Here is a 23,172-nt window from a genome sequence, read left to right as displayed (position 1 = left end):
CCATGATTCAGCCTGTCGCTGAACGCACACCTGCCGGCACCAGCTACCTGTCCGTCGGCCAAGGCCAACCCGTGGTACTGATCCACGGCGTGGGCCTGAACAAGGAAATGTGGGGCGGTCAGTTCGTTGGCCTGGCCAACGACTACCGCGTCATCGCCTATGACATGCTCGGCCACGGGCAAAGCCGCGTGCCGGCTGCCGATACCCCGCTGGAAGGCTATGCCGACCAGCTCGCCGAACTGCTTGACCACCTGCAAATCGCCCAGGCCACGGTAATCGGCTTTTCCATGGGCGGCCTGGTTGCCCGGGCCTTTGCCCTCAACTACCCGCAGCGCCTGGCGGCACTGGTGGTTCTCAACAGCGTGTTCAACCGCAGCCCCGAGCAGAGCGCCGGCGTTATCGCCCGCGCCGCCCAGGCCGCAGAACTGGGCCCCGACGCCAACGTCGACGCCGCCCTCGAGCGCTGGTTCAGCCGTGAATACAAGGCCGCCAACCCGGCCCAGGTCGCCGCTATCCGCCAGGTCTTGGCGAGCAATGACCCGCAGGGCTACCACACCACTTATTCGCTGTTCGCCACCCAAGACATGTACCGCGCCAGCGACCTGGGCAGCATCCAGGTGCCGACACTGATCGCCACCGGCGAGCTCGACTCGGGCTCCACACCGGCCATGACCCGCCAGCTCGCGGCGCGCATCCCGGGTGCGCACAGTGTGGTGCTGGCCGAGCAACGGCATATGATGGCGGTGGAAGCACCGCGTGAAGTCAACAAGATGCTGCTGGACTTCCTCGCGCAAGCCCGCACCCTTACCGAATCCGCCAAGGGGATTGTTGCATGACCCTCGTTCGTTTCCAGATGTGCATCGACGGCCAATGGCGCGATGCCCAGAGCGGCAAGACCTTCGACAGCCTCAACCCGGCCACCGCCCAGGCCTGGGCACAGTTGCCCGATGCCGACGAGGCCGACGTGGAGCTGGCCGTGCAGGCCGCCCAGCGTGCCTTCGACAGCAAGCAGTGGCGCAGCATCACGGCCACCGCGCGCGGCAAGCTGCTGCGTCGCCTGGGTGACCTGATTGCCGAGAACAAAGAGCACCTGGCGCAGCTGGAGAGCCGTGACAACGGCAAGCTGATTCGCGAAACCCGCGGCCAGGTCGGTTACCTGCCCGAGTTCTTCCACTACACCGCCGGCCTGGCCGACAAGCTCGAAGGTGGCACCCTGCCGCTGGACAAGCCCGACCTGTTCGCCTACACCGTGCACGAGCCGATCGGTGTGGTCGCCGGCATCATCCCGTGGAACAGCCCGCTGTACCTTACCGCGATCAAACTGGCCCCGGCCCTGGCGGCCGGCAACACCATCGTGCTCAAGCCGTCCGAGCACGCTTCGGCGACCATCCTGGAGCTGGCCCGCCTGGCCCTGGAAGCCGGCTTCCCGCCGGGTGTCGTCAACGTGGTCACCGGCTACGGTCCAAGCACCGGCGCGGCGCTGACCCGCCACCCGCTGGTGCGCAAGATCGCCTTCACCGGCGGTGCAGCCACTGCCCGCCACGTGGTGCGCAGCAGTGCCGAGAACTTCGCCAAGCTGTCGCTGGAGCTGGGCGGCAAATCGCCGAACATCATCTTCGCCGATGCCGACCTGGACAGCGCCATCAACGGCGCCGTGGCCGGCATCTATGCCGCCTCAGGGCAAAGCTGCGTCGCCGGCTCGCGCCTGCTGGTGCAGGACGAGATCTTCGACGAGTTCGTCGAGCGCCTGATTGCCCGCGCCAAGCGCATCCGCATCGGCAACCCACAGGACGATGCCAGCGAAATGGGCCCGATGGCGACCGCGCAGCAGTTGGCCGTGGTCGAAGGCCTGGTCGCTGCGGCCAAGGCTGAAGGCGCCAAGCTGCACATGGGTGGCAAGCGGGCCGAGGTCGAAGGCGAAGGCTGGTTCTACGAACCGACCCTGTTCGAGTGCGACAGCAACTCGATGACCATCATGCAGGAAGAAGTGTTCGGCCCGGTCGCGGCGGTCATCCGCTTCAAGACCGAGGAGCAGGCGCTGGAAATCGCCAACGACTCGCAGTTCGGCCTGGCGGCCGGTATCTGGACCCGCGACCTGGGCCGCGCCCACCGCCTGGCCCGTGACGTGCGCTCGGGCATCATCTGGGTCAACACCTACCGCGCCGTGTCGGCCATGGCCCCGATCGGCGGTTTCAAGAACAGCGGCTACGGCCGTGAGAGTGGCATCGATTCGGTGCTGGCCTATACCGAGCTGAAGACCGTGTGGATCAACCTGTCCACCGCGCCCATGCCCGACCCGTTTGTGATGCGCTAAGAGGTAGCACGAGATGATCGAACCTGGCATCTACAAAGACGTGATGGGCTCCTTCCCGTCCGGCGTTACGGTTGTCACCACCCTGGACGCCGACGGTGGCATCGTCGGCATCACCGCCAGTGCCTTCAGCGCCCTGTCGATCGACCCGGCGCTGGTGCTGTTCTGCCCCAACTACGCCTCTGACACCTACCCGATCCTGCGCGACAGCAAGCAGTTCGCGATCCACCTGCTGTCGGCCGAGCAAACCGCCGAGGCCTATGCGTTTGCCGGCAAGGGCAAGGACAAGGCCAAGGGCATCGAGTGGCACCTGAGCGAGCTGGGCAACCCGCTGCTGGCGAAGGCCACGGCGATCATCGAGTGCGAACTGTGGCGCGAGTATGACGGCGGGGACCATGCGATCATCGTGGGTGCGGTGAAGAACCTGGTGCTGCCCGAGCAGCCGGTCACGCCGATGGTGTACCACAAGGGCAAGCTGGGCGCCCTGCCGCCTTTGGGCTGATAGACCTTTAAGCCGGTGTTGGCTGCTTCGCGGGCTTGCCCGCCCCCACAGGGACGGCGCAGTTCCCGAGACCTGTGCATGACCTGTGGGAGCGGGCAAGCCCGCGAAGAAGCCACCGCCGATGTCCCTGTTTCATTCCGGAGCACTGCGCATGAGCAATGACAAGTACGAGAAAGGCCTGCAAATCCGCACTCAGGTACTGGGCGAAGACTACGTCAACCGCTCGATTCAGAACGCCGACGACTTCACCAAGCCGTTGCAGGAACTGGTCACCGAATACTGCTGGGGCCACGTCTGGGGCCGTGAAGGCCTCTCGCTCAAAGAGCGCAGCATGATAAACTTGGCCATGATTTCCGCGCTCAACCGGCCCCACGAGCTCAAGCTGCACATTCGCGGCGCATTGCGTAATGGCCTGAGCCGTGAACAGATTCGCGAGATCCTGCTCCAGGTCGGCATTTATTGCGGCGTGCCCGCGGCGGTGGACAGCTTCCGCCTGGCCCGCGAAGCGTTCGCTGAAGCCGATGCGGAGCCAACCCGTTAACACCGGGCTGTTCGAACCCACGCAAGGAGCACCCAAGGTTCGTGGTGCTATTGCGGTTGCGGCCGGGCAGCCTCTTTAAGAGCGCACTTGATGAAACGCCAGCCACTCGACGACAGCTTCAAGGTCAACCGCAACCCCGTTACCCTGCGCGAAATCGTGCTAGACAAGCTGCGCGCGGCGATCATGAACTTCCACCTGCTGCCTGGCGACCGCCTGGTCGAACGCGACCTCTGCGACCGCCTTGGGGTCAGCCGTACCTCGGTACGCGAAGCGCTGCGTCACCTGGAATCCGAAGGCCTGGTGGAATTCGCCGACGCCAAGGGCCCACGGGTAGCCATCATCACCCTGGAAGACGCCCGCGACATCTACGAGCTGCGTTGCGTACTCGAAGGCCTGATCGTGCAGTTGTTCACCCTCAACGCCAAGGCCAAGGACATCCGTGCCCTGGAACGCGCGCTGGAGGTCAACCGCGAAGCCTTGGAAGAAGGCGAGTTGCAGCAGGTGCTGGACTCGGTTCAAGGCTTCTACGACGTGCTGCTGGAAGGCTCCGGCAACCAGGTGGCGGCGCAGCAGCTGCGCCAGTTGCAGGCACGCATCAGCTACCTGCGCGCCACCTCGGTGTCGCAGGAAAACCGCCGCGGCGCCAGCAACCGCGAGATGGAAAAGATGGTCGAGGCGATCAAGGGTGGCGACCCGCTGGTTGCCCACCAGGCCTCGGTCGACCATGTGCGTGCGGCTGCCAAGGTAGCCCTGGATTACCTGCGCCAGAAGCAGGAAGACCACGTCAAGGTGCGCGACATCGTCGAGCCCCTGGCGCTGAAGGATCCACGTATTTAACGCCACCCACAGGCCGCTGATCATGCCCAACGCCCCGCGCTACTGCCCGCACTGTACCAAGGAACTGGCCCGGGGCGTTCCTGCAGGTGACACCCACGAACGCCTGCATTGTGGCGGCTGCGGCTACATCCACTACATCAACCCGAAGGTCATCGCCGGCTGCATCATCGAGCGTGACGGCAAGTACCTGCTGTGCCAGCGTGCCATCCCGCCACGCCCCGGCACTTGGACCTTGCCGGCGGGCTTCATGGAGGCTGGCGAGACCACCGAGCAGGCGGCGCTGCGCGAGGTGTGGGAAGAAAGCGGCGTGCGGGCCGACATCATTTCGCCGTACTCGATTTTCAGCGTGCCGAAAATCAGCGAGGTCTACATCATCTTCCGCGCCATCGTGACCGAAGAAACCGGGCAATACGGGTCGGAAACGCTGGCGTACAAGTTCTTCGCACCGGATGAGATCCCTTGGGATCAGATCTACTACCCGGCGATCCGGCAGATTCTCGAACGTTACATCCTGGAGCGGCAGGCTGGGGTGTATGGCATGTACATGGGCAATGACGACACCGGCAAGGTGCACTTCATGCGTTAGCCGGTGCTGGCCCTGTGCTCCAAAAATGCCCGGGTCGCACCAGCAAAGCTCACCCATCACCGCCCACACAACGCGCAACCCCTCTACACCAAGCCCTTCAGCCAACTGGCACCCTCCTTGCTACCGTCATCCGCTTAAGCTTTTGTCAGCCTTAGGTTTTTTAAGGCTTATAGGTACATATTTACTAATTTCCCGTTCCCCCAGCGGCCCGCATCATCGCTCCAACAAGAACGCGTTGCCCATCGCCGGCACGCACCCGGGCAGTTGCCAATGCCCTACCTTGCCTTGGAGTCAGTCATGACCAGTGCAGCCAATTCGGCACCCCTCATAGAAAAACACACGATCGGCTATGTGCCACCGCAAGACCGCCATGGAAAGGTAAGGGATCTGTTCACGCTGTGGTTCGGCGGCAACATTGCGCCGTTGCCCATCGTCACCGGCGCGTTGGGCGTGCAGCTGTTTCACCTGAACCTGGTATGGGGCATCGTCGCCATCCTGGTGGGCCACCTGCTCGGGGGCGTGCTGATGGCCCTGCACTCGGCCCAGGGCCCGCAAATGGGCATCCCGCAGATGATCCAGAGCCGTGCCCAGTTCGGTACCTTGGGCGCGCTGCTGGTGGTAGTGATTGCCGGGGTCATGTACATCGGCTTCTTCGCCTCCAACATCGTGCTCGCCGGCAAGTCTTTGCACGGTGTGGTCGACGCCGTACCGGTGCCGGTCGGCATCGTCATCGGCGCGCTGGGTTCGGGCATCATCGGCATCATCGGCTACCGCTTCATCCACGTCCTCAACCGCATCGGCACCTGGGTGCTGGGTATCGGCATCGTGGTCGGCTTCGGCTATATCTTTACCCATGTGCAGAGCGACGACTTCCTCAGCCGCGGCAGCTTCAACCTGGCCGGCTGGCTGGCCACCGTGTCGCTGGCGGCGCTGTGGCAGATCGCCTTTGCGCCCTACGTGTCGGACTACTCACGCTACCTGCCGGCAGACGTGAAAGTCAGCTCGACCTTCTGGGCCACCTACCTGGGCTCGGCCCTGGGTTCGAGCCTGTCGTTCATCTTCGGCGCCGTGGCGGTGCTGGCCATTCCGGCCGGCATGGACACCATGGATGCGGTCAAACTGGCCACCGGGACCCTCGGCCCCGTCATGCTGGTGCTGTTCCTGCTCAGCGTCATCAGCCACAACGCCCTCAACCTGTATGGCGCGGTGCTGTCGATCATCACCCTGGTGCAAACCTTCGCCTACCGCTGGATCCCTACCGCCAAGAGCCGCGCGGTACTGTCGCTGATCGTGCTGTCGGCGTGCTGCGTGGTCGCCGTGTTCGCTTCGGCGGACTTCATTGGCCACTTCGTCGACATGGTGCTGGTGTTGCTGGTGGTGCTGGTGCCGTGGACGGCGATCAACCTCATCGACTTCTATGCCATCCACAAGGGCGACTACGACATCCAGTCGATCTTCCAGGTCGATGGCGGTATCTATGGCCGTTACAACCCGCAGGCTCTGCTCGCTTATGCGGTGGGTATCGTGGTGCAGATCCCGTTCATGAACACGCCGCTGTACGTGGGGCCGATTTCCGAGCACATCAACGGCGCCGACCTGTCGTGGCTGGTAGGGCTGGCGGTGACTTCGCCGCTGTACTGGTGGCTGGCCAGCCGTGACAGTGCTTACCGGCGCCGGCAGCTGAATGCCAAGCTGGCCATGGGGCACTGAGTTTGCTGCGCCGGCAAATCCCAGCAGATGGTTGTGCACCATCGCTGGGAGCTCCGATGCCGGAAGCTGACCCATACATGACCGAGCACCGCAGGTGGGGCGCTCAGTCGCAGCGCCCCCTGCCCCTCAAGCAGAACTCTACCCTCCCTCCGGCAACAGGCTGCGATCAAACATGAACACCCGCCCACCCAGCGGCGTGTGCTGATACAACTGTTGCGGCCGGCCCAGCCTGGGCTGGTTCTTCTCCCCGGTGTCCTTCACCCACCCCAGCTCACGCAAGCGCTCCAGGCGTTTACGCAGCGAGGTGCTGTTCACCGTCTGCCCCAGGCATGCCTGAACCGCCCCCAGGGCATCGAGCACGGTGAATTTCTCCGCCAGCAGGTACAGCGGCAGGCTGCTGTACACGGTCTTTGCCGCCAGCCGCTCGCGGGCCCGCTCCACCAGCAACGTGTGGTCGAAAGGCAAGAGCACCTTGCGCGCCAACACACTGTCCAGGTCGAAAAACGCCAACTGCTCACCCAAGGCTGCCTGCCCAGGGCCGATCAAGGCGAGGTAATAGGTGCTCAGCGACCAGCCCCGCGGATCGCGAAACGCATTGCCCTCGGTACCCACCTGCTCCATGTAGCACGGCACCAGCCGGGTTTTTTCGCGTAACGCGCGCTCGGCCGCGGCCTCCAGGCTGATGTCAGGGGTTCGACCATTGACGATCACCCCCGGCAACGCCCACTGGCCGGCGTGCGGTTCGCGCTCACGGCGGTGCAACAACACTTGCAGATGCTGCGCATCGGGGGCCAGGCGCAGGGTCACGATATCGACACTGGCCAGGACTTCAACTGTACTCACCGGGTTGCTCCTCGTTCACTGGCCTAATAATCCACCAGAGACACTAAGTAAATCAACAAGCAAATCCATAGGGATATACGCTTGACAGACTTAGATCACCAGGTAGATTATGTAGCCAGTCCAGCAAGGAGAACCGCCATGAAAATCGCCAGTTTCGATGTCGATGCGCAGAACGGCTTCACCGGCAACGCGCCGCAGGAACTCCCGGTTCCCGAAGGCCATGAAATTGCGGTTGACCTCAACACCATGGCCCTGCGCGCCGACCTGCGCCTGGGCAGCAAAGATGCCCACCCGGCCAATGCCGCCTGGGTTGTCGCCGACCCGGCGCACATGCTGCAGCCCCTGCAAATGGCCAACGCCGACCTGACCTGGGTCAGCCACTGCGTCCCCGGCACCCCAGGGTTCGAGCTGCTGCCTGGCCTGCCGGCGCCCATCGATTACGACTACTTCGTGTGGAAGGGTGTCGAACCCGACCTGCACCCCTACGGCGCCTGCTATCACGACCTCGCCGAACGCCGTTCCACAGGGGTCATCGAATACCTCAAGGTGCAGCAGGTCGGCGCGGTGATCGTCGGCGGCCTGGCCCTGGACTACTGCGTCAAGACCACCGCCCGGCAACTGCGCCAGGCCGGCTTCGAGGTGCTGCTGTACCTGCCGGCCTGCCGTGCGCTGACTCAGGCAGGCGCTATCGAGGCGTGCGGCGCCTTGGCCGCCGAAGGGGTCATCCTCTGCGGCGACGAAGCCGCGCTCGACCACCAGCTTGCCCTGATCAAGGAACAACGCCCATGAGCGAAAGTGTTTTCGGCCCACGCATCATCCAGAACCTGCTGGACACCGACTTCTACAAGATCACCATGATGCAGGCAGTGCTGCACAACTACCCCAACGCCGAGGTGGAATGGGAGTTTCGTTGCCGCAACGACGAAGACTTGTCTCCCTACCTGGCTGAAATCCGCTACCAGGTAGAACAACTGGCCGAGGTCACGGTGACCCACGACCAGTTGGCCTATCTGGAGAAAATCCCCTTCCTCAAACCGGATTTCATTCGCTTTCTAAGCCTGTTCCGTTTCAACCTGCGCTATGTACAGGTGGGCCTGGACGCCGCCGGGCAACTGGCAGTGCGCGTACGCGGGCCTTGGTTGCATGTGATTCTCTACGAGATCCCGCTGCTGGCGATCATCAGCGAGGTGCGCAACCGCTACCGCTACCGTGACGTGGTGATCGAACAGGTCGGCGAGCGCCTGTACCAGAAGCTCGACTGGCTGAAGGCCGAGGCCAGTGCCGAAGAGCTGGCCGGTTTCCAGTTGGCGGACTTCGGCACGCGCCGGCGCTTCTCCTACCGGGTGCAGGAAGAAGTCGTGCATATCCTCAAGCATGATTTCCCGGGGCGCTTCGTTGGCACCAGCAACGTGCACCTGGCGCGTGAGTTCGAGCTCAAGCCGCTGGGCACCATGGCCCACGAATGGTTCATGGCACACCAGCAGTTGGGCCCGCGCCTGGTCGACAGCCAGGCCGCCGCCCTGGAATGCTGGGTCAGGGAGTACCGTGGGCTGCTCGGCATAGCGTTGACCGACTGCATCACCATGGATGCCTTCCTCGGCGATTTCGACCTGTATTTCGCCAAGCTGTTCGATGGCTTGCGGCACGACTCTGGCGATCCACTGGCGTGGGCGGAAAAAGCCATTGCTCACTATGAACGGCTGGGGATCGACCCAAAGAGCAAGACCCTGATCTTCTCCGATGGGCTGGATTTTGCCAAGGCGCTGGGGCTGTACCGGGCGTTGCATGAACGGATCAATGTGAGCTTCGGCATTGGTACCCAGTTGACGTGCGATATCCCGGGGGTAGCGCCGATGAACATGGTGATCAAGATGACCGCGTGCAATGGGGCGCCAGTGGCGAAAATTTCCGATAGCCCTGGCAAGACCCAGTGCCGGGACGAGAATTTCGTGGCCTATATGAAACACGTTTTCAAGGTGAATTGATGGCGGCTGTGCCGGCTTCATCGCGAGTGATCTTGCGCCCACCAGGCCGGCACTTTCAGTCCACCTGCGGCACCTCCTATCCCCCACCCTAGGGAGCTGCCAATAAACCCTCCGGCGGCATAAGCTGAAACGGGCCGACTGATCTGTGCGGCCCGCCTTAACACGTTAGAAATTGAAGGTATAACGCATGATCAATCGATTTTCATTGGCGCTGTCCGCATAGGTCGATCGGTTCGTAGCGTTACGCCATTGAAAAGAGACGCCTTTGGCTGGGCCACTCTGGATGACATAAGAGAGGTCGGTCACTCGCTCCCACTCTTCACCCTCGCTCCCACTTTGACGAAGTGAAGCGGCTTGGCGGGTTGTTAGCAGAGCAGGATCAATATCATCGCCTTTCGTATATCGAGTGGTGAAAAGCAATCCAGGCACGCCCAACGCGGCGAAGTCATAATCGTATCGGGCGAACCAGACACGCTCGTTGGGCGCAGTGAATGTACTGACCAGCGACTCACCGAACAGGTAGGTATCTGTGCCGTTTATGAACGCAAATGGCGTGTCGCCCCACGCCTTCTGATAGCCACCCCCGATGATGTGCCCATTTATGCTATAAGCAACGTAGCTACTCAGTGTCCGGTTATCTACGCTACCCAGTTTTTTGGCGCCGGTTTCGCTGGCATCGAAAAAGCGAACATCCGCAATGACATCACCCTTCAAAAACGGCCGACTGACTTTGATTTCGCCGAAGTAGGACTTGTAGAGATCATCAAGTTCGGCGGCGTGCAGGCTGAGCCGCATGTCCTTATCAGCTTTGTAATCGAAGGCAATGTAATTGTAATGGTCAGCTTCGACCGGGGCATAGCCAAATACCGTGAGTGATTCGAAATCGGTAGAGTTACGCTGTTTCACAGCGTTGACCCTTGTGGCCGTAACCGTCAATGCATCAATATCGTTGACCGTCAGAGAACCCCCGCGAAAAACCTGAGGCAACAGGCGACTGTTATTGCTCCAGAGTAAAGGCATCAGAGGACTTAGCCCTCCTACTCTCAACTCAGTCTTGCCTACCCTGGCTTTGGCGGTGGCCACGAATTTTCCATACTCGTCTTCCACGTTTCTGTCGGAATCGAAGGGCAATAGTCCAGATCCCGTTCTGTCAGGGCTAGCGTCAAGCTTGACCCCCAACAAGCCCATGGCGTCGATACCGAAGCCCACGGGGCCTTCTGTGAAGCCGGATTGCAGGTTCAGGATAAAGCCCTGTGCCCACTCATCGCGCTTGGACTGCGCAGCCCCATCATTACGGAAATCGCGATTGTAATAAAAGTTTCGAAGTTCGAGACCACCTTTGAAATCTTCCACGAACGCAGCAGAAACATAAGGCGTCACCAGCAGAGCAGCAGAACAGGCTAATGACTTTTTATTAAAACCACCCATCACAGGCACCCTTATTATTGTTGTATGTTTGTGCATGAGCCGCAGGTCACCCCCATGCAAATGATGAACGTTGACCCCCTGCCTACAGCGTCGACATCAGGTCAGATCTTGTGAAACAATGACCTTGTTCCTCACCACCGTGGAGTCCGCGCGCGACTGGTTGATCAGGGTCACAGCAACAGCACCTACCAGACCGGCAAGGCCGATTGCCATGAAGTTCTGCTCCAGCGGCAAGGCCATCGATACGAGTGCCCCAATCAAAACGGGCGCGACTATCGCTCCGATACGACCGACCCCCGACGCAAAGCCCACACCCGTTGAACGGATGGTGGGGGGGTAAAAATCCCCGGCATACGCATAGGCCAGAAGTTGGGTACCGAGCGTGGAGCCACCCACGATGAACACGACGACGAAGAGCAGTTCAGTAGAACGCGTGTAACCCATCAGCGTGAGTGCAACTGCACCGACCACGTAAAACACCACCAACACCTGCTTGATGCTGAATTTATCGCTGAGCCAGCCACCGAAAAGTGCACCGAATATCGACCCGAGGTTGAACACAATAACGAAATTCAGGGCGGAACCGAGGCTGAAACCCGCCATGGCCATGAGCTTGGTGAGCCATGAGTTGAGCGCATATACCATGAAAAGCCCAGTAATGAACGCCAGCCAGATCATGACGGTGCTGTAGGCACGCCCTTCCTGGAAAAGGCTTCGTACAGGCTTGTCTTGCTCGGCAACAATATGAGGGTTACCGACAAGCGTAGTGTCATCCTTGATCATAAGTTCAGGACGAAGACGACGTGCAATGATTTTCAACTCGTCTTCCCGACCTTGCTTCAACAGGAAGCCGATAGAGTCGGGCATGGTCTTCAATATGAAAGGAATCAAAAAGACTGGCAGGGCTGCTACGTAGAAAACATATTGCCAGCCGTAGCTTTCGATCAGTTGCTTACCCGTGAGCGCTACCAAAATTCCGCCCACCGAATAGCCCGCGAAAACGAGGGTCACCAAGCGGGTGCGAACCTTCATGGGCGAGAACTCTCCCATCTGCGCCGTGCAGATAGGCAACACACCGCCGATTCCCAACCCTGCGATAAAGCGCAGGATGCTAAAGGTTAACGGATTGTCAGTGAAACCGGCGGCAGCAGTGAATAGGCTGAAGAGAGCCACACAGATTGCAATCATCTTTGGCCGACCTATACGGTCTGCCAGCGTCCCCAGAAAAATTGCCCCCAGCATGGTGCCAAACAAGGCTGAGCCAGCCATGACGCCGGCACTGGTTGCGTCAATTTGCATATCAACCATGATGGCTGGCAGTGCTGCCCCCACCACCGCCAAGTCGTAACCATCAATGATCAGTATCAGCACGCACCAAAAAAGAATCAACCCATGAAAGCGATTGAACTTAGACTCTCCGGCCAACGTGAACACATTCAAAGCACTCATACCGTATCTCCTTCAATCTTATTTTTTTCTACTGAAGTGTACTTACGTGTCGCGATCGCAGGCCAATCCAACAGGCTCGACTGTCTGCATGAAACTGCTAGGACTGTCTTTCAGCCCAGGCACAATTTACGCACCCGCCCCATGCCTGAAGCCGAAGTACTTGCGGTGACTACTTTGATAAACGCGAGGTAGCGAGCCAGCACTTGGCGCTGACACGGGCAGGGACATGCTTTCCGGCCACCACAACCACTCAAGTCACGCCTGTTGGTCTCGAACGGTGATGATGGAGAGGCAGAAGTCGAGTTCGCCTAATTCGGGCGTTTGGGAGAGCAATCATTAAAACGGGTGCGGGCAATCAGGTCTTCAAATGTGCAGTGTGTACTGACACCGTGAGAGCCTTCGCCAAAGAGGTCGCTTTGGTCAGCTTGAGCATTGCAATCACAGCGTTCAATACATGCACCCACAGACAACCAGGGTCCACAGGTCTGAAGATCAACAACATGCTGATAGCCAAAGCTAGGTAACGCAGGAAAGTAACAAGGCATCACGATGCGTCCCTCTGATTTGTTCTTATTGGGGAGAAGTCGCTGAAGCGTCAGAAAAATAATCGCCTTCGAATGACGTGCGTGACAATGGTAAAAGCGCCCAAAATCTGTGACCGGATTTGCCACTCACGATCGATAACTTCAGAAGGATTGTCCACGCACTTGCAGTGATAGAGCGGTGAGGGGGAGTACCGGTGCGGGCGACGTTTTGTGCTATGCCATGCACAACGCCAGAAACCGCGCCGCCGCCCGCGAGGGCGTAGCGGCGTGCGGCATCAATATGGAAAAACGACGCACCAATGCCTGAGGGCTCACCTGCAAGCGTTGCAAAGCACCGTCCTCGTGGCGTATGGACATGGCTGAAACAAAGCCGATGCCCATGCCGGCACGCACCGCTTCCTTGACCCCCTCCACACCGGCGATTTCCAGCGCCACACGCATGGCTACGCCATCACGGGCGAATGCCCGCTCAACGACCTGCCGCACCCCCGAGCCGCTTTCACGCAACACCAACGGATAGGCCCCCAGCGCCGCCAATGGCTGCTTGTGCGTGCCTGCCAGGGGGTGCCCGCGCGGCACGATCGCCACGATTTCGTCCTCGTGCCACGGCGTGGTGCGCGTGCCCAGGGGCAACTCATGGCCGGGCGGCCCCTCGATCAGGGCGATATCAACGCTGTCCAGTGCCGCCACGATCTCCGCCGTGTTGCCATGCGAGGTCGTCACCAGCACGTCCGGGTACTGCCGATGAAAATCGGCAATCAGGTAGGGCAACAGGTAACTGGCGGGCGTAGTGCTGGCGCCAATGCGCAAGGTGCCGCGCTCCAACCCGCGCATGGCCTCGCGCAGGGCTTGGGCCTGGCGGAAGGTATCGCGCAGGCGCTCGGCGTGTGCGAGCAGTTGCTCGCCAGCCGCTGTCAGGCGCACGCCACGACCGGCCCGTTGGTAGAGGGGTTCGCCGAACGCCTCCTGCAGCAGCTTGAGCTGCCCGGAAACCGCAGGCTGCGACAGGTGCAGGGCCTGGGCCGCATGGCTGATGTTGCCATGCTCGGCAACGGTGGCGAATGTTATCAGCTGTTCTGGGGTCATGAACTCAAAATATCAGCAAAGCGGATATCTGCCATCCCAAATTACGATTTTTTATAAGCTTATAACCGGATTAACGTAGGCCTCGTCGAATCATTGCCCGGAGGACTCACATGGCCACGGTACCGTCCCATCCTGCCTACACCCCTACCCTTTCTACCAAAGGGCGGCTCAATGGCATCCTGTTCGTCGCGCTGTTCGCGCTGGCTGTCACGCAACTGGCGGCCATACCCGCCATCGCCAGGCTTGGCATCAGCCCGCTGATTGTCGGCATCGTCGCCGGTGCGCTGTATGGCAACGCGCTGCGTGACGGCGTGCCGGCAAGCTGGGCCGCGGGTATCAATTTTTCCGCTCGCGGCTTGTTACGCATTGCCGTGGCGTTCTTCGGCCTGCGGGTGAGCCTGCAGGAAATTGCCGAGGTAGGCTGGTCGGGGCTAATCGTCTCGCTGCTGGTGGTTGGCAGCACATTGCTGATCGGCCTGTGGTGCGGCATGAAAGTCTTCAAGCTTGACCGCGACACCGCGCTGCTGACGGCCGCCGGTAGCGCCATCTGCGGGGCAGCCGCCGTGCTGGCATTCGAATCGGCGCTGCGCAGCGCCCCGCACAAAAGCGCCATGGCGGTGGGCAGCGTGGTGCTGTTCGGCACCTTGTCAATGTTCGTCTACCCCTTGGCGATCAACGCTGGCTGGCTGCACCTGGACACCTTGGGTGCCGGCCTGCTGCTGGGCGGCACCATCCACGAAGTGGCTCAGGTGGTCGGCGCCGCCAGCAACGTCAGCCCGGAAGTCACCCACATCGCGACCATCGTCAAGATGACCCGGGTCATGCTGCTGGTACCCGTGCTGCTGGTGGTCGGCCTGTGGATCAGCCGTTCGCGCCAGGCTGGCCAGGGCAAAGGCAACGGCCGCATCGCCATGCCCTGGTTCGCCTTCGGCTTCCTCGGCCTGGTGCTGGTGAACTCGCTGCAGGTGCTGCCCGGCAGCGTGACCCAGGCGCTCAACGGCCTGGACACCTTCGCCCTGACCATGGCGATGACCGCGCTGGGCATGGAGACGCGCTTGAGCCAGATTCGTCAGGCCGGGCCACGGGCGCTGGCGACCGGGGCGCTGCTCAACCTGTGGCTGGTTGGCGGCGGCCTGGCAATCACCCTCGCGGTGCAGAAGTTGTTGAGCTGATCGGCAACCGGGCGGCGAAGCAGGCGTAGCCCTGCAAAGGTTTTTCACCGCCCCCCTCGTGGCCGCTCACATTTCTCGGTATGGTGTTGTCCAAGAAGGATGTTTTACCCGCACAGGAAAGACTTAGATGCCTCAACGCCATGTCATCAATGCATCCGTCAGCCCCAAAGGCAGCCTGGAGACGCTGTCACAACGTGAAGTGCAGCAACTGAGTGAAGTCGGTACCGGTAGCCTTTACACCTTGTTCCGCCAGTGCGCCCTGGCCATCCTCAACACCGGCGCCCATGTCGACAACGCCAAGACCATCCTCGAGGCTTACCGGGACTTCGAGGTGCGCATCCACCAACAGGACCGTGGCGTGCGCCTGGAGCTGCAGAATGCCCCGGCCGACGCCTTTGTCGATGGCGAGATGATCGCCAGCACCCGCGAAATGCTGTTCAGCGCCCTGCGCGACATTGTCTACACCGAAAGCGAACTGGCCAGCCAGCGCATCGACCTGGAAAGCTCCCAGGGCATCACTGATTACGTGTTCCACCTGCTGCGCAACGCCCGCACCCTGCGCCCGGGTGTGGAGCCGAAGATGGTGGTGTGTTGGGGCGGCCACTCGATCAGCAGCGAAGAGTATCAGTACACCAAGAAGGTCGGGCACGAACTGGGGCTGCGCAAGCTGGACGTGTGCACCGGTTGCGGCCCGGGCGTGATGAAGGGCCCGATGAAGGGCGCGACCATTGCCCATGCCAAGCAGCGCATGCATGGCAGCCGCTACCTGGGCCTGACCGAGCCGGGCATCATCGCTGCCGAGGCGCCCAACCCGATCGTCAACGAACTGGTGATCCTGCCGGACATCGAGAAGCGTCTGGAAGCCTTCGTGCGTGTCGGCCACGGCATCATCATCTTCCCCGGTGGCGCCGGTACGGCAGAGGAATTCCTCTACCTGCTGGGTATCCTGATGCACCCGGACAACCACGACCTGCCGTTCCCGGTGGTGCTCACCGGCCCGCGCAGTGCCGAACCCTACCTGCAGCAGTTGCATGCCTTTGTCGGTGCCACGCTGGGCGAGGCGGCACACCGCTTGTACGAGATCATCATCGACGACCCGGCAGAAGTTGCCCGGCACATGGTCGACGGGCTCAAGGCGGTTAAGCAGTTCCGCCGCGAGCGCAACGACGCCTTCCACTTCAACTGGTTGCTGAAGATTGAGGAGAGCTTCCAGCGCCCCTTCGACCCTACGCATCAGGCCATGGCAGAACTGGACCTGCGCCGCGATCTGCCACCGCACGAACTGGCGGCCAACCTGCGCCGGGCGTTTTCCGGCATCGTGGCCGGCAACGTCAAGGACAAGGGTATCCGCCTGATCGAGGAGCACGGCCCTTATCAGATTCGTGGCGACAGTGCTGTGCTCGATCCGCTGGGGCGGTTGCTGCAGGCGTTCGTCGACCAGCACCGGATGAAGTTGCCCGGCGGGGCGGCGTATGTACCGTGCTATCAGGTCGTGACCTGACAGCGCCTTGCGCTAATGCGCGTCAGTCATGCAACTTGGGGCCGCGTTGCGGCCCATCGCCGGCAGGCCAGCTTGTATGGTTAGACTTGAAGGGAGGAGGAGGGACAAAGCCAGCTTCTGACTGTTAGCGCAGTACAGACCGTGGGAGACCTCGCCCCTCCTCCCTTTTCACCCAAGCGCCGATAAAGAATGCTTCCGGGCTCGGACCGACGAAAGACACAAGCCAGCGCCTCTGGGTGACCCTTCAAGTACTCCAACACTATCGAGGAGAGTTGCTCATGGCAATGGTGGTTGCTGATTCAAAGCGGCTGATTGGCGTGGATGTGGCCAAAACAGAATTGGTCATTTGGGACGATGAATCAGCAGAACTCATAGCAATCCCCAATACTAAAGCAGCTATCAAGAAATGGCTCAAAGGCCTCTCGGGTGCGATGTCCGTCGCTATCGAAGCGACCAACATCTATCACGTCCTGTTTACGGATCTGGCCTTTGAGTTCGGGCATACGATTTACGTGGTAGATGGGTACGCCCTGAGCCATTACCGTAAAGGTGTCAACGTACGCGCTAAGACAGATGCAATTGATGCCCAGCTGTTGGCCCGCTATCTGAAGAACGAAGGGCAGGACCTAACGCCCTGGGCGCCGCCACCGGCTATCTATCGACAGCTTCTGAGCTTGTTCCGGCGACGTGCAGGACTGGTTCAGGCACGAACCAGCCTGACTCAGGGGTGGGCCAATGAACCGCTACTCAAAGCCGCCTTCAAGACGCATCTGCGTGCGATGCAGCGGCTTGAGCTGCTGGTGGAGAAGATGATCAAGGGCCTGCTGGAAAAGGCCGGGCTGATGCCTCAGGTAAAGCGCTGCATGAAGGTCGAAGGGGTGGGTTTTCTAACTGCTGCTCGCCTGACAGCGACGTTTCAGCGTGGCAACTTCAGCGGGGGTGATGCGTTTATCGCCTTTTTGGGTATGGATCTGAGGATTGCGCAGTCGGGGCAGAAAAAAGGGCAATCCAAGCTCACGAAGCGAGGAGACCCCGAAGCTCGACGCCTCCTTCACAACGCGGCTATGTCAGCATCCCGCACAGCAGCATGGAAGTCGTACTACGAAGAGCGCCTGGCGCGTGGTTTTAGCACGACAGCATCGCTTGTCATGCTCGCACGCAAACTGGCGCGAGTAGTATTTGCCCTACTGAAAAGCGGAGACGAGTATCGGTCAAAAGCCGCTTAAAAAACTTCCCTAAAACCATAGAATCTCCCACAGGGAGCGCATCAGGGCTGACCAAGGCTGAAGCCTCACTGGCCAACCCCCGCCATCGACCGCTCGACAAAACGAATACTGTCCCGCCCACCCCGCTTGGACTGATACAACGCCACATCACCCTGCTCGATCAGTGCCGCCAGACTCGCCGGCGGCTGGTCGAACAGGTTGGCGCCAATACTGAGCGTCACCGCCTCCGGCGTCGGCGCCGTCTTGCCCGCATACAGCTGGAACTGTTCCCGCAAGATCCCACCCAGGTCCAACACCCGCTCATTGCTGGTGCCACTGAGCAATATGACAAACTCGTCCCCGCCCAAACGCGCCGCCAGCGAGCGCTCCGGCAGCACCGTACGGATCATCTCGCTCAGGGCGACCAGCAACCGATCCCCGGCAATATGCCCATGCAAGTCATTGACCAGCTTGAAATTGTCGATGTCGATCAGCAGCAATGCACCAGGCTGGGTTGGGCTGACGTCCTTGAAAAAAGGGGCTGCCCGCACTTCCAGGGCCCGCCGGTTGTACAGCGCGGTCAGCGGGTCGCGTGCCGCCAACCGGGCAATCCGCTCCTCGCGTCGGTAACGCACGGTGCCAGTCATCGACAAGGCAATCAGCATGATCGCCATCGCCCCCTCCACCAGCGAAACCTGAATGATCAGCCCGCCAAACGTGGCCAGGTCGATCAAGGTACCCGGTGCAATCGCAATGATTGCCTTGACCACGTAGAACACACCATGAAGCAACAGCACGTAGCGCAGCTGCACCGCGCCAACGCTCAACGACTTGCCATGCGGCCGCAACAGGAAGCTCGCCTTGAGGGTCAGCGCCGCTACCAGCAACGAGTTGACCATCAACATCACCTTCGACCACTGCGGCCCCACGGGCAACAGCAGCAGGGCGAACCAGACCAGCACGATGACCAGCCAGGCCCGTGACAAACGCTCCTGGGTAAAGCGCAGCACACCCCACAAGAAGAACCCATGGGCCACCACCAGCAAGCCATTGGCGAACCAGATGCCGATGAACAGCAAACCGATCCCGCGCAACAAGGCCAGCACGCAACCGACCGTGATGGTGGCGAAGCCTGCGCTCCAGAACAGTAGCGAGGACTCGCGGACACTGCGCCACTCAATTGCCAAATACAGGGCAGCCGCTGCTGCCAGGGCAACCGAAATGGTCAGCATCGTCGGTGGATCTAGCGCCATATACGCTTTGGCCTATCTGGTTAATAAGGAAAAGGGCGCGATTGTATGCGCTCGTGATGACTTTTCAGAGGGGCCCTGGTCGGGAGCCCGTAAATCATAGCTCAACCACAGGAACGCCTGCGGCAGCACCGATATCATATTGATATCATCGCCGGCTGAATAGCTGACCTGACGATCAGTCAGCTTCCCTTCATGAGGCCCTCGGTCAGGCCCAGGCAGCCATTTCCTTGCGCCAGTTCGTCACAACACCCGCTTGATCAACGGTTCCAGGCGGCTGTAGCGCAACCGCCGCAGGAACCGGCGCACTTCCTTGGGGTGTTCGGCCTTCACCCCCAGGGCCTCCAGCGAATCGATCGGCGGCGCGAAATGGCGCAACCCGTCGAGCTCCGCTTCACGCGGCGCCAACCATTGCCCATGCGGGTCGTCGATCAGCAAGCCGTTCTCCAGGTCCAGGTTGAACCCCCGCGGGTTCAGGTTGTTGCCGGTCAGCAGCGAATAACGCTGATCGACCCACACCCCCTTGGCATGAAACGTATGCCCCGGGTCGTTCCAGATGCGCACTTGTAGCTGCCCGCTGGCTATCGCCGCCTGGCGGCGCCGAACGAAGGCGCGCAAGGTGTCCTCGTACAGGTAAGGCAACGCGCCACTGGCGCTGAACGGTTCGCCTGGGGGGATATAGAAGTCGTTCGCTGTGCGGTCGCCGACAATCAACTCAACCCGCACCCCACGCGCCAACGCCTGGTCAAGCTCGCGCATCACGACACGTGGCGGGTTGAAATACGGCGTACTGATGATGATCTGCGCCTGCGCCGCCGCCAGTAATGCGCACACAGCCCGGTTCAACCGGTTGCCTCGCCCCACGCCCAGCAGCGGTATGACCCGCAGGCCCTGCCCTGGCTCAGGGGCCGGGGCCTGATAGGCCATGCGCCGCAACCGCGCGCGCAAGCGCCGGATGTCACCGCGCAGGCTGCGGGTAGAAGGTGGCGCCGGCAGATCGAGACGCGGCGTGGCGGCCGGATGCAGCAGGCGCTGCACCAAGTCGGCCATGGCATCCGCCAGTGCTGGTGACTGGAACAGGTGATAGCGGTCCAGGCGGTAGCGATCGAAACGGTGCAGGTACACGTTGTTCAGGCTGGCACCGGTATAGATCACACAGTCGTCGATGATGCTGCCCTTGAGGTGCAACACCCCAAACAGCTCGCGGGTCTGCACCGGCACCCCATGGATGGCGATCTCCAGCCCGTGCAACTGGCGCTGGGCCTGGTACCACGCCGCATTGCCCGGTTGACGCCCGGCCCCCAGCAGCCCGCGGCGGGCGCGGAACCAGTCGACCACAACGGTGATTTGCAGGCCTGGGCGGGCGGCCTTGGCCTGGTACAAGGCGTCCAGTACTTCCTGGCCTGCCTCGTCTTCCTGCAGGTACAGGGCCACGATGACAATGCGCCGGGTGGCCATGCCGATACGCTCGAGCAGGCAGGCACGGTAGGCCTTGGCATCGGGCAGCACCTGAATCGACTCAGGTGCGATAGCGTAGCCTGGCAGGCTTGCCAGCAAGGTTTCGGGGTTCACTGACAATCACCTTCTCTATGCGATCACTGTCGGCCCTGCCAACGGGCAGAGCCATTCCTGGCCGCTGCGCCCTGGGTGTAAGATCGACCCGGCAACGACCTATAACAACAAGCACCACGCGAGGCCCTGTTTTTCACTGCCCCTGATAAACCACGGCTCAGCTTGCACAGGTACAGCGCAATGGTCCACCCCGTTTCTGCAAACCCGCCGCTTTCAAGTGTAAAGCGTTGTTCGGTCAAGACCTTCGGCTTTCTGATTTTGCCCAATTTCACCACGATCGGCCTGGCATCGGCCGTCGAAACCCTGCGCATGGCCAACCTGGCCGCACATCAAACCTTGTTTCGCAGTGTGTTGATTGCGGCGGATGAGGCACCGGTGGTGGCCAGCAACGGCATGCGCGTACTGCCCGACTACAGCATCGCCAACGCCCCTGCCCTGGACACGCTGCTGGTGGTAGGCGCCAACCCGATCGACCGAGGCCGCGGCAACCGCCCGCTGATCGAATGGCTGCGCCACCTGGCACGGCAACACCTGCCCCTGGGCGGTATCTGCACCGGCAGTTACCTGCTGGCCAAGGCCGAGCTGCTCACCGGCTACCGCTGTACCATCCACTGGGAAGACCTGCCAACCCTGCAAGCGCATTTTCCCGGCATTGTCATCTCCAGCCAGCTGTTCGAGCTGGACCGCGACCGTTATACCTGCTCGGGCGGGGTGGCGGCGATGGACATGATGCTGCAACTGGTAGCCCGCGAGCCCGGTGGCCAGGCTATCGCCGCCAAGGCCGCCGAACTGCTGCTGTGTGATCGCGTGCGTGGCGAGCGCGACCGCCAACGGGTGCCGTTGCGCACCCTGCTCGGCAGTGCCCAGCCCAAACTCAGCCAGGTGGTGGCGATCATGGAGGCCAACCTCGAGGAACCACTGACCCTCGAAGAGCTGGCCAGCCTCAACGAGGTGACCGTGCGCCAGCTCGAAAGGCTGTTCCACAAATACCTGCAACGCACCCCCAGCCAGTACTACCTGGAACTGCGCCTGTCACACGCACGGGAGCTGCTGCTGCGCAGCGATGTGCAGGTGCGCGAAGTGGCGCTGGCGTGCGGGTTCAGTTCGCCAGCGCATTTCTCCAAGAGCTACAGCCGGTTCTTCGGCTTGTCACCACTGGGCGAGCGGCGGCAGGCCTCGTTGCACTGACCGGGGTCATGGGCTAGGTCAGGTTCGCACCCTTTGCGCGATGTGGGGGCCAGGTGATTCAATCTTCCAGCGCAGCGTGGGCTGTTTCCCGGCACATCAGCATGGCCACCAGCGCCACCAGTGCCGCTGCCAGCAAGTAACCCGCCGGCGCCAGTTTGCTGCCGGTCACCTGGATCAGCCAAGTGGCAATGAACGGTGCAGTGCCGCCAAACAGCGCATTGGCCGCATTGAAGCTCAAAGCAAAACCGCTGAAGCGCACCCGCGTGGGAAACAGCTCTGCCAGCAAGCACGGCAAGGTCCCGTCGTTCATCGCCAGCATCGCACCGAACATGATTTGTATCGCCAGAATCACCAGCAGCGGTTGCCCGTCCAGCAGGCTGAACAGCGGCACCGTCAGGCCCAGGAACAACAGCGATGCCACCACCAGCATGGTTTTGCGTCCAAACAGGTCAGACAGCCGCCCCATCAGGAAAACCAGGCCGATATAGGTGGCCAGCGACACCGTCGACGCAATGAATGAATCCCGCTCGCTCATGCCCATTTCAGTGGACAGATAGGTCGGCATGTAGCTGAGCAGCAAATAGAACGCAACCGCGTTCAGGCAGGTAACCCCCATGCCGATAGCCAGGCTGCGGCGATGCTGGCCGAGCAGTTCGCGCAAGGGCGCCGGAGCCATGCCGGCCTTGTTTTCCAGGCGCTGCTCCATTTCCAGGAACTTGGGCGTGTCCTGCAAGCTGATGCGGATATAGCGCCCCACCAGGCCAAATGGCGCCGCCAGCAGGAACGGCAGGCGCCAGCCCCAGGTGTGCAAGGCTTCACTGCTGAGCCCTTCATGCAACAGCGCGACGAACGCTGCCCCGAACAACAGGCCCGCCGCGGTACTGGCCGGCACAATGCTGGTATACAAGCCACGCCGGCCCGGCGGCGCGTACTCGGCCAGGAACGCTGCTGCACCAGCATACTCACCCGAAGCGGAAAACCCCTGCACCAGGCGAATCAACAACAGCAGCGCCGGCGCCCATAGACCGATCTGGGCGTAACCGGGTAGCAAGCCGATGCAGAAGGTGGACAGCGACATGATCAGGATCGACCACGACAGCGCCGTGCGCCGGCCATACCGGTCGCCGAAATGGCCCCAGACGATGCCGCCCAATGGGCGTACCAGAAACGACAGGGCGAACACTGCAAAGGTTGCCAACAGGCTGGTGGCCTTGTCGGCCTGCGGGAAGAAGGTGGCGGCGATGATGGTGGCCAGGTAGCCATAGGCTGCGTAGTCGAACCATTCGACGAAGTTGCCCATGAAGCTGGCCCGGGCAGCCCTGCGCAGGGCTTGGCGTTCGGCGCTGTGCGAAACGCCAGCGACGGCGGATGGGTCAAGGGTGGTGCTGGACATGACGGGTACCCCTATGGTTGTTCTAATTGGAGGCAGGGTCTGGTGGTCATACGGGATATTGTTGTTGT

The 23,172-nt window shown here is 61.4% G+C and carries 20 protein-coding genes; 13 read left to right on the top strand and 7 right to left on the bottom strand.

The window, feature by feature from the left end:
- Nucleotides 1–2 precede the first annotated feature (2 nt).
- The 7 genes from L1P09_RS10650 (at nucleotide 3) to L1P09_RS10620 (ending at nucleotide 6,487) form a co-directional block, all read left to right on the top strand.
- On the top strand, nucleotides 3–836 hold the full coding sequence (locus L1P09_RS10650; protein ID WP_029887620.1) for an alpha/beta fold hydrolase: 834 nt from the start codon (nucleotides 3–5) through the stop codon (nucleotides 834–836).
- Nucleotides 833–2,314, top strand: a complete 1,482-nt coding sequence (locus tag L1P09_RS10645; RefSeq protein ID WP_054912259.1) for an aldehyde dehydrogenase — start codon at nucleotides 833–835, stop codon at nucleotides 2,312–2,314. The genes L1P09_RS10650 and L1P09_RS10645 overlap by 4 nt, the downstream gene beginning before the upstream one ends.
- A 13-nt stretch (nucleotides 2,315–2,327) precedes the next feature.
- Nucleotides 2,328–2,813, top strand: coding sequence for a flavin reductase family protein (locus L1P09_RS10640; RefSeq protein ID WP_047150252.1), 486 nt, complete (start codon nucleotides 2,328–2,330; stop codon nucleotides 2,811–2,813).
- A 151-nt stretch (nucleotides 2,814–2,964) separates the two neighbouring features.
- Nucleotides 2,965–3,354, top strand: coding sequence for a carboxymuconolactone decarboxylase family protein (locus L1P09_RS10635; protein ID WP_009683727.1), 390 nt, complete (start codon nucleotides 2,965–2,967; stop codon nucleotides 3,352–3,354).
- A gap of 90 nt (nucleotides 3,355–3,444) precedes the next feature.
- Entirely contained in the window at nucleotides 3,445–4,191 is a 747-nt protein-coding gene (locus tag L1P09_RS10630) for a GntR family transcriptional regulator (RefSeq protein ID WP_009683726.1), read from the top strand.
- Nucleotides 4,192–4,213: 22 nt separating this feature from the next.
- Entirely contained in the window at nucleotides 4,214–4,777 is a 564-nt protein-coding gene (locus tag L1P09_RS10625) for an NUDIX hydrolase (RefSeq protein ID WP_054905968.1), read from the top strand.
- Nucleotides 4,778–5,074: 297 nt separating this feature from the next.
- Nucleotides 5,075–6,487 (top strand): purine-cytosine permease family protein, encoded by a 1,413-nt coding sequence (locus L1P09_RS10620; RefSeq protein WP_235768795.1) that lies wholly within the window; start codon nucleotides 5,075–5,077, stop codon nucleotides 6,485–6,487.
- Between the two features lie 138 nt (nucleotides 6,488–6,625).
- On the opposite strand, the gene L1P09_RS10615 is transcribed toward L1P09_RS10620, so the two are convergent.
- Nucleotides 6,626–7,330 carry an NUDIX hydrolase gene (locus tag L1P09_RS10615; RefSeq protein ID WP_047150249.1) on the bottom strand — a complete coding sequence of 235 codons (705 nt, stop codon included), beginning with the start codon at nucleotides 7,328–7,330 and terminating at the stop codon, nucleotides 6,626–6,628.
- A gap of 138 nt (nucleotides 7,331–7,468) precedes the next feature.
- Between L1P09_RS10615 and L1P09_RS10610 the strand changes: the two genes are divergently transcribed.
- Together L1P09_RS10610 and pncB are read left to right on the top strand one after the other, a co-directional pair.
- A complete protein-coding gene (locus L1P09_RS10610) occupies nucleotides 7,469–8,119 on the top strand; it encodes an isochorismatase family protein (RefSeq protein ID WP_009683721.1) in 651 nt (216 codons plus the stop codon).
- A complete protein-coding gene (gene pncB / locus L1P09_RS10605; RefSeq protein WP_054905965.1) occupies nucleotides 8,116–9,315 on the top strand; it encodes a nicotinate phosphoribosyltransferase in 1,200 nt (399 codons plus the stop codon). Before L1P09_RS10610 ends, pncB begins: the two co-directional genes overlap by 4 nt.
- Before the next feature lie 165 nt (nucleotides 9,316–9,480).
- Here the strand turns inward: pncB and L1P09_RS10600 are convergent, their stop codons facing one another.
- From L1P09_RS10600 to L1P09_RS10590, 3 genes are all read right to left on the bottom strand, one after another.
- Nucleotides 9,481–10,743: an OprD family porin gene (locus tag L1P09_RS10600; RefSeq protein ID WP_192439943.1), complete on the bottom strand. Its 1,263-nt coding sequence runs from the start codon at nucleotides 10,741–10,743 to the stop codon at nucleotides 9,481–9,483.
- Between the two features lie 96 nt (nucleotides 10,744–10,839).
- Complete coding sequence (locus L1P09_RS10595) at nucleotides 10,840–12,192, bottom strand: MFS transporter (RefSeq protein ID WP_054905963.1); 1,353 nt, start codon at nucleotides 12,190–12,192, stop codon at nucleotides 10,840–10,842.
- Between the two features lie 758 nt (nucleotides 12,193–12,950).
- A complete protein-coding gene (locus L1P09_RS10590) occupies nucleotides 12,951–13,823 on the bottom strand; it encodes a LysR family transcriptional regulator (RefSeq protein ID WP_192439942.1) in 873 nt (290 codons plus the stop codon).
- A 110-nt stretch (nucleotides 13,824–13,933) separates the two neighbouring features.
- Between L1P09_RS10590 and L1P09_RS10585 the strand changes: the two genes are divergently transcribed.
- From L1P09_RS10585 to L1P09_RS10575, 3 genes are all read left to right on the top strand, one after another.
- Complete coding sequence (locus L1P09_RS10585; protein WP_054905961.1) at nucleotides 13,934–14,995, top strand: YeiH family protein; 1,062 nt, start codon at nucleotides 13,934–13,936, stop codon at nucleotides 14,993–14,995.
- Between the two features lie 127 nt (nucleotides 14,996–15,122).
- Nucleotides 15,123–16,496 (top strand): nucleotide 5'-monophosphate nucleosidase PpnN, encoded by a 1,374-nt coding sequence (gene ppnN, locus L1P09_RS10580; protein ID WP_009683717.1) that lies wholly within the window; start codon nucleotides 15,123–15,125, stop codon nucleotides 16,494–16,496.
- A 278-nt stretch (nucleotides 16,497–16,774) separates the two neighbouring features.
- Nucleotides 16,775–17,722 (top strand): IS110 family transposase, encoded by a 948-nt coding sequence (locus tag L1P09_RS10575; protein ID WP_029886225.1) that lies wholly within the window; start codon nucleotides 16,775–16,777, stop codon nucleotides 17,720–17,722.
- 65 nt (nucleotides 17,723–17,787) lie between these two features.
- On the opposite strand, the gene L1P09_RS10570 is transcribed toward L1P09_RS10575, so the two are convergent.
- Nucleotides 17,788–18,933: a GGDEF domain-containing protein gene (locus L1P09_RS10570; protein ID WP_054906297.1), complete on the bottom strand. Its 1,146-nt coding sequence runs from the start codon at nucleotides 18,931–18,933 to the stop codon at nucleotides 17,788–17,790.
- Between the two features lie 261 nt (nucleotides 18,934–19,194).
- The gene (gene pssA, locus L1P09_RS10565; protein ID WP_054906298.1) at nucleotides 19,195–20,523 is read right to left on the bottom strand and encodes a CDP-diacylglycerol--serine O-phosphatidyltransferase; all 1,329 of its coding nucleotides are present in this window, start codon (nucleotides 20,521–20,523) and stop codon (nucleotides 19,195–19,197) included.
- A gap of 180 nt (nucleotides 20,524–20,703) precedes the next feature.
- On the opposite strand from pssA, the gene L1P09_RS10560 reads away from it, so the two are divergent.
- Nucleotides 20,704–21,711 carry a GlxA family transcriptional regulator gene (locus L1P09_RS10560; RefSeq protein WP_154211650.1) on the top strand — a complete coding sequence of 336 codons (1,008 nt, stop codon included), beginning with the start codon at nucleotides 20,704–20,706 and terminating at the stop codon, nucleotides 21,709–21,711.
- A gap of 58 nt (nucleotides 21,712–21,769) precedes the next feature.
- On the opposite strand, the gene L1P09_RS10555 is transcribed toward L1P09_RS10560, so the two are convergent.
- Nucleotides 21,770–23,104: an MFS transporter gene (locus L1P09_RS10555; protein WP_154211649.1), complete on the bottom strand. Its 1,335-nt coding sequence runs from the start codon at nucleotides 23,102–23,104 to the stop codon at nucleotides 21,770–21,772.
- Nucleotides 23,105–23,172 lie beyond the last annotated feature (68 nt).

Source organism: Pseudomonas juntendi, from assembly GCF_021560075.1.
In the GTDB taxonomy this organism is placed as follows: domain Bacteria; phylum Pseudomonadota; class Gammaproteobacteria; order Pseudomonadales; family Pseudomonadaceae; genus Aquipseudomonas; species Aquipseudomonas juntendi.
The sequence above is the reverse complement of the archived record's forward strand: the minus strand, read 5'-3'. Positions and strand labels throughout refer to the sequence as shown.